The sequence below is a fragment of the Aestuariivirga sp. genome (assembly GCF_044239095.1).
Lineage (GTDB): Bacteria > Pseudomonadota > Alphaproteobacteria > Rhizobiales > Aestuariivirgaceae > Aestuariivirga.
In genome coordinates, this window is record NZ_JBIICB010000246.1 from 1 (window position 1) to 6588 (window position 6588).

The following is a 6588-nucleotide window of genomic DNA, read 5'->3' on the forward strand; positions in this document are numbered from 1 at the left end:
CACGATGCGCGAGCCCTCAGGCTTGCCCTCCGCCCGCTCTCGCGAGACGGCGCGGGGCTTGGCCCGCTGCAGGGCCTCCACGAGGACGGGATCGACGTCTGGGCTGAGGCCCAGACCGTTGTCGGCCCGCAAGGCGAGGATCGCGGCCCGCGTGCGCGGGCCGTAACGACCGTCCACGATGCCTACTTCGAAATACCCGAGGTCCTTCAGTTGCTGCTGAACGACCTTCATCTCAGGGCGCTGCGGCGCGTCCGTACTGAGCGGACGCCGGATGCCTAGCAACCTTGACTTCGCATAGCGCGCAATGGTCACACCGTCCGACTGGTTGCCGCCGAGCACCTCGATCTGGCTGCCCGTGGCCTTGTGGAAGAAAGCGACATGGCCCTGCGCCGTGTTGGAGCCGCGCGTGAAGATGACGATGTCGCCATCCTTCGCCTGTTCGGGGCCGGCGACCTTCTCACCCCATGTGAGATAAGAGCGGGCATTGAGCTTGCGCGTCGAGGCGAAGCCTGCCTTCTCGAGGCAGTGGCCGACGAAAGCGGCGCACCAGGCGACCTCATCATGTTCCACCCAATGGTGGCCGACGGTGCGGTACATCTCCATGATCTTCGGATTGTCGGCAGAGCCCTTCAGCTCCTTTGTGCCGAGATAGCCGCGGGCAATGGTCATGTGGGTCATGGGCAAAAGCCTCCTTGTTCCGGCAAGGCCCTGCGGCTGCCGGATGGGTTGGGTCTCGAAACTTGAATGGGAGAAAGGTGCGTTGCCGCTCAGGGCGGCAGCTTGGTCAGCCGCTCGAGCAGGAAGTCATACAGTTTGTCGATCTTGCCCTCGATGGCGTCGAAGCGCCGCGTGATGGAGGGCTGGTCGATCCGCGCGACATCGAGTTCCAGCATGCCGACGCGGGCGCGGATGTCGTGGATGTCGGCCCTGATCGTGGCGATGTCCTTGTTGACCTGCTGGCCGGCATCGGGAACAAGCGCCTCCTTGAGCTTCAGCATCGCAAGCAGGGCTCCGGCGACACCGCCCAGCCCCACCACGAAATACAATGCCGCCGGGATGTTCCCAGTCCAGTCCTGTATCATCAGGATGTCTCCTGTCAGATGGCGCCCGCGCCACCGGACCCCGGTCGCTTCAGGCTCAGTTGCGTGATAAAGCCGCCGCCGCGCGAATAGCTGTGGGTGACGCTCTCGATGCGCCAGGGGCCGTCGACGCCAGGCCTCGCCCCCGTCACGATGCAGAGCCCGTCCGGAAGGGCGGCGGTGTCACCCTCGATGGTGACGGAGCCCTCGCCCGCATCGCGCTCCGAGGTCGCCCCGTCGGATGCAGTCTGCTGCTTGGCCTCTCCCGGATCGCGGAGATGGGCCTGCGGTTACCCCTCATCAGGTAGCCGTTGACGAAGAGCCCTGCCGTGCGCGGGGACTGTGCCCCTGAGATCCTCGTCCTGATCTCGGCATGGTACGGCGGCATGCCGAGCCGCGTGAAGCCGATGTGGGTCGAACGCAGCCGCACATCGGGCAGGCAGTTTGAGCAGGTCGCCCTTCGCTGGCCGGAACCCGAGGTTGGCAACCTGCGCAGCGGCAATCCAGAAGGCGCTCTGCTCGGACACCATGCGCGTCGTGCCTTTGAACTCCCCGCCCCTGCTCTGACCCCGAAGATCGGAGGGCACGGCAAGGGCGGAGAAGATGCCACTGACCTTCACCGCCATGCGGTCGGCATCGGCTGCCGCCTCGGCATACTGACTGCCGCGGCGCGGAATCAGCACCGCCTCTTCACCGAAGCCTTGCATGACAGCGCCAGATGCCAGTGCATCCAAGGCGTCAAACGGCGAGGTCACGAATAAACCCGCCTCAGGTGCGCTTGCCCGGGATCAGCACGCGCGGGCGGGTGCAGTAGTGGAGCGCGTTCATCTGGAACTCCAGGTTCACGCCCTTGCCGTTCATCATCTCCCACTGCTTGGCGTAGAGGCGCTGGCCGGGGGTGTTGACCGTCTCGATGTAGTCGGCGGGACCGTAGACGGTGCGGAACAGGCCGGGTACGCCCGTCGGGAACAGGTGACTCTTGTTGGTGTCAACCCCGATGGTGCCGCCGCCCTTGTAATTGGCCCAGGTGATGCCGCCGAAGTCGAAGGAGCCATGGAAGCCGTTGACCCCGGCCCCGACATAGGCGCCCCTCAGGCTCGCGGCGTCGGCATAGCCCTTGTAGGTCTCCCTGACCTCCTTGTGGGCGATCAGGTCGTCGAAGAACGTGTCGCCGCAGATCGCCATGACATTGGTGAAGGGAATGCCGTCGAGGATCGAGGCCATCTGGCGGATGATCCCGGCGCACTTCTTGCGCAGAACGCCCTCCGCTGGGCTGGCGTTGTCGAGGTCGAAGTCGATCTCGGCGGCGGGGGTCTCGCCGAACTCGGTATAGTAGTCGAACAGCACCAAATCGTCGGTGTCGAGGAGACGCCCGGTCTTCACGATGTTGAGGCGGTGGAATTCCTCGGTGCGGGCGAAGAACTGCGAGGCTTCCGCCGCGCGGTTGGCGATCTTGTCCTGCAGCCTCTGGACCGCCACCTCGTCGCCGAAGACCCGGACCTGCTGGACCTCGTCGGCGTTGATGGCGTCGTCGACCTGGAAGTGGGGGATCCTGAGGGTCCGCATCGAGCGCTTGTTCTTGCCGAAGGTCTGGCCCGGCCCGCCGCGGGGGCTTGCCTGGATCAGCATGCCGTTCTGGGCCTTGTCCTTCTCGATGGCGATATCGAGGGTGTCGATGCTGGTGGTCTGGAACAGGCCCATCTGGCTGATGCCGGAGGGGGTATAGGAGATCTCGCGGAGCGCGTCCGTGAGGCGCATGACGCTGAAGGCGTCCTGGGTGAAGATGTTGAGAATGGACATGGTTCGATCCTTTCGGGGTCAGCGCACGATGACGCCGAGGGTGGCGAGGGCCGAATTGGCAGCGGCCTTCTCGGCAGGCTGGTCACGGTCGGCGTGGTAGGTGAGGCAGTTGCCATTCACCTCCGCGTCGCGGACGATGGCCGAGATTGAAACATCAGATGCCGAGGCGTCCGCCCCGTAGATGGCGATGGCGACGGGCGTCTGGCTGCCGTCGGTGGCCCCCACGGCGCTGGCGAGGTACTTTCCGGATGCCGTGACCTTGCCGAGCACGGTGCCCGCTGCGATGATCCCGGCCCCGGAGGCGATGGTGATGGCCTCGCGCGAGCGCTGGCCGTTGGCCTCCGAGAGGATGAACTCCCCCGGATGGCGGGTTTCGACGAGAACGGTCATGTCTGGTGTTCCTTTCAGGCCCGGGCAAACTGGCGGTTGGCGTTGGCGATGGCCCGCTTCCAGCCTTCCTGGATGAGGGCGCCGGCATCTGGCTTCTCCGCCCCGCCGGGGGCTCCGAACTCGAGGCCAGCGCTGGCCCGCTGGGCGAGCGCCTCGAGCCTCGTCTCCTTCGGCGACGCGCCGAGGATCTTTTCGGCCTCCGCGACGGTGAGGGCGGTTTCGGTGGCGAGCATGAGGGCCTGTTTCTCCCGGCCCTCCGCAGCGTCGGAATTGACGATGGCACGGATGCGGGCGCGCTCCTCGAGGCGGGCGGCAGCGACGGCCTCCTCCAGCCGGGCGGCCTGTTCGCGTGCCATGTTGCCGGCGGCCTCGCGGGCGCGGAGCGCTGCGGCCTCGTGTTCCGCCGTGGAATGATGCCCGGCCAGTTCGGCGGCGGGCGCGGTGTCGTCTGTGCTCATGGATATGTCTCCTCTGCGAGCATTGCGCCCGTTTGGGCGGGTGTTTCGGGGACGGGTGGTTTGGGACAGGGAGGCCAGCACCTCGTCGAAGCTGGCAATGCGGTCGGCGAGGCCGAGCCTGATGGCCTCCGTCCCAATGAAGGTCCGGGCCTCGGTGGCGCGCGCCATGTCGGCGGTGAGCTTGGGGCCACGCCCCATCGCGACGGTGTCGAGGAACTGGCGGTAATGGGCATCCACACTGGCCTGCAGGTCGGCGCGGACGGCATCGGACAAGGGCTCGAACGGGTTGCCGTCGACCTTGTGGCTGCCGGCGAAGATCAGCGTCGGCTTCACGCCTTGGGCTGCCAGTTCGCCAGAGCGGTCGGCATGCAGCATGACGACGCCGATTGAGCCAACGATCGAGGTGGGCGAGATCACGATCTCGTTCGCCGCACTTGCGATGCCATAAGCCGCTGAAGCCGCCATGTCGTTTACGAAGGCCGTGACAGGTCTGGTCTGGCGAACCGAGCGGATCAGATCCGCCAGACCTGCCATGCCGGCGGCTTCGCCACCGGGCGAGGAGATGTCGAGCAGGATCGACCGTACCTCCGGGTCTTGCCCTGCCGCCCGCAGCTGTGCCGCGAGCCCCTCATAACTGGTGAGCCCCGACCGGCTGTCGAGCCAGGCGCCGCGGTTCACCAGCGTATCCAGCACCGGGATGATGGCAACGCCGTCCGCGGTGCGCATCATGGATGTAGTGCCGTCGGCGCGTCTCGTGGAGCCTGCAACCCGAAGAGTGGGAACACGATCATCTGCGTCAGCACTGCGAGGGCATAGCCGACCACAATGTTGGTGACTGCCTCCACGAATGATAGCCAGGGTGGCTGCATCAGGCGGCATCCTTCGACTTGGGCTTCCGTGCAACCTTCAGGTCGTCAAAGGTCCGTTCCTCGCCATTAAGAACAGCCTTGTTGCCGGTATAGTCCTGCCAGCGCTGGACGATGACGTCGACGTACTTGGGATCGAGTTCCATGAGCCGCGCCGAGCGGCCAGTGCGTTCGGCAGCGATGAGGGTCGTGCCCGATCCGCCGAAGAGGTCTAGGACGATGTCCCGGCTCTTCGAGGAATTGGTGATGGCGCGCTCGACCAGTTCCACCGGCTTCATAGTGGGGTGCAGATCGTTGACGCGGGGCTTGTCCACGAACCAGACGTCGCCTTGGTCGCGTGCGCCGCACCAGTAATGTTGGCTGCCATCCCTCCAACCGTAGAGGATCGGCTCGTACTGCCGCTGGTAGTCGGCGCGACCCAGGGTGAATGTGTTCTTGGCCCAGATGATGAAGGTCGACCACTTGCCGCCGGCGTCGGTGAAGGCCTTCTGCAGCGTATGCAGCTCCGAGGAGCTCATGCAGATGTAGCAGGCACCCTTGGTCACCATGAGCAGGTTGACGCAGGTGTCGTAGAGGAACTGGTAGAAGCCCTCGCCAAGAGCGTCATTCAGGATGCGACGGTCCTTCCCGCGCATCTTGTCCTTCGCCGAGTTGCCGTAGTCGACGTTATAGGGTGGATCGAGCGCCGCCATGTCCGCCAGCTGGCCTGCCATCAGCTTCTCGACGTCCGTCATCACGGTGGAGTCGCCGCAGAGGACGCGGTGGTCACCGAGGATCCATAGATCTCCCGGCTTGCTGACAGCTTCGGCGGGAACCTCGGGTGCCTCATCCGGGTCGGTCAGGCCGTCGATCTGCTCCGCGCCCAGGAGCTTGTCTAGTTCTTCGGAGACGAAGCCGGTCAGCGCGAGATCGAAGTCGTCGAGTCTCAGGTCACCGAATTCCAGCCGCAGCAGTTCATCGTCCCACTCGGCGTTCTCATGCGAGCGATTGTCCATCAACCGGTAGGCTTTCGCCTGCGCCGGGGTAAGGCCCTCTGCCACATGCACCGGGACCGTCTTGAGCCCGAGTTGCTTGGCGGCTTCGAGCCGCGTATGCCCGACGATGACCACCAGCTTCTCGTCCACGACGATGGGCTGGCGGAAGCCGAATTCGGCAATCGACGCCTTTACCGCGTCGATGGCGGCGGAGTTGTTGCGGGGGTTGCGGGCATAGGGCACCAGGCTCTCCACCGGCATGTCGGTGACGATCATCATATACCCCTCAGAATAAAAAATTGGCCCCGCCGTCAGCGCGGCCGGCGGAAGCCCAGAAGGTCAAGCGTGGCCGAATCTTCCCGGCCCTTGCAGTAGCGATCCAGTGCCTCGCGAAACAGCATACCTTCGCCGCTCGCCGAGGCGAAGAGCGTCATCGATGAGCGGAACTTCCTGTCGTCGGGCGAGTCCAATATCTCCCGAAGCGTCTTGCCCCTGACGCCCAAGACTGCTTCGATGCATTCCTTCAGCCGCGACCCCAGTACCGCATGGTCCAGGTAGGCACGGGCCTCAGCAAGATTCTGGATCCCGTAATGCTGGGCCGTGGTCGACCGGCCGAGACCGCGGAGCTGCGGGAAGACGAACCACATCCAGTGGGTCTCCTTGCGCCCGGCGCGAAGCTCCCGGAGCACGGTCTCGATGACCGGGTCCTGCGCCTTCACGAAGCGGTCGAGATCAAACATCCGGCCCCCGAAATACTGTCGATCATCTAAGCGCTTTCCGCGCGGACCTCAAACCGCGTCATTCGGCAATCCGATCCAAAACAAAATGGAAAAATCAAAAACAGAAAAACGCTCGAAAACCGGGCGGCGGCGTCAGCGCATATCTTAGGTTGAAAACGGGGCTCCTACCCGCCCCCCACCCCTCACGGCGGACGCGCTCTGCGCGGGGCACCACGGAGCCCTGCACCGCTGAGCATCAGCGCGATCAATCGCGAAGACTCGGTGAGGACGCGCGGGTGCTG

The 6588-nt window shown here is 65.0% G+C and carries 9 protein-coding genes; all 9 read right to left on the minus strand.

The window, feature by feature from the left end:
- On the minus strand, positions 1 to 678 hold a 678-nt coding region (locus ACILRA_RS17985; RefSeq protein ID WP_395663442.1), incomplete at its 3' end, for a TIGR02594 family protein.
- An 89-nt stretch (positions 679 to 767) separates the two neighbouring features.
- Positions 768 to 1082 carry a hypothetical protein gene (locus ACILRA_RS17990; protein ID WP_395663443.1) on the minus strand — a complete coding sequence of 105 codons (315 nt, stop codon included), beginning with the start codon at positions 1080 to 1082 and terminating at the stop codon, positions 768 to 770.
- Between the two features lie 14 nt (positions 1083 to 1096).
- A complete protein-coding gene (locus ACILRA_RS17995; RefSeq protein WP_395663444.1) occupies positions 1097 to 1231 on the minus strand; it encodes a hypothetical protein in 135 nt (44 codons plus the stop codon).
- Between the two features lie 138 nt (positions 1232 to 1369).
- Positions 1370 to 1834, minus strand: coding sequence for a hypothetical protein (locus ACILRA_RS18000; protein ID WP_395663445.1), 465 nt, complete (start codon positions 1832 to 1834; stop codon positions 1370 to 1372).
- 13 nt (positions 1835 to 1847) lie between these two features.
- The gene (locus ACILRA_RS18005; protein ID WP_395663446.1) at positions 1848 to 2879 is read right to left on the minus strand and encodes a major capsid protein; all 1032 of its coding nucleotides are present in this window, start codon (positions 2877 to 2879) and stop codon (positions 1848 to 1850) included.
- 18 nt (positions 2880 to 2897) lie between these two features.
- Complete coding sequence (locus ACILRA_RS18010) at positions 2898 to 3269, minus strand: head decoration protein (protein WP_395663447.1); 372 nt, start codon at positions 3267 to 3269, stop codon at positions 2898 to 2900.
- A gap of 14 nt (positions 3270 to 3283) precedes the next feature.
- Positions 3284 to 4456 carry a S49 family peptidase gene (locus ACILRA_RS18015; protein WP_395663448.1) on the minus strand — a complete coding sequence of 391 codons (1173 nt, stop codon included), beginning with the start codon at positions 4454 to 4456 and terminating at the stop codon, positions 3284 to 3286.
- A gap of 139 nt (positions 4457 to 4595) precedes the next feature.
- Positions 4596 to 5846, minus strand: a complete 1251-nt coding sequence (locus ACILRA_RS18020; protein WP_395663449.1) for a DNA modification methylase — start codon at positions 5844 to 5846, stop codon at positions 4596 to 4598.
- Positions 5847 to 5878: 32 nt separating this feature from the next.
- Entirely contained in the window at positions 5879 to 6307 is a 429-nt protein-coding gene (locus ACILRA_RS18025) for a DUF1810 domain-containing protein (RefSeq protein WP_395663450.1), read from the minus strand.
- Between the last annotated feature and the right edge of the window lie 281 nt (positions 6308 to 6588).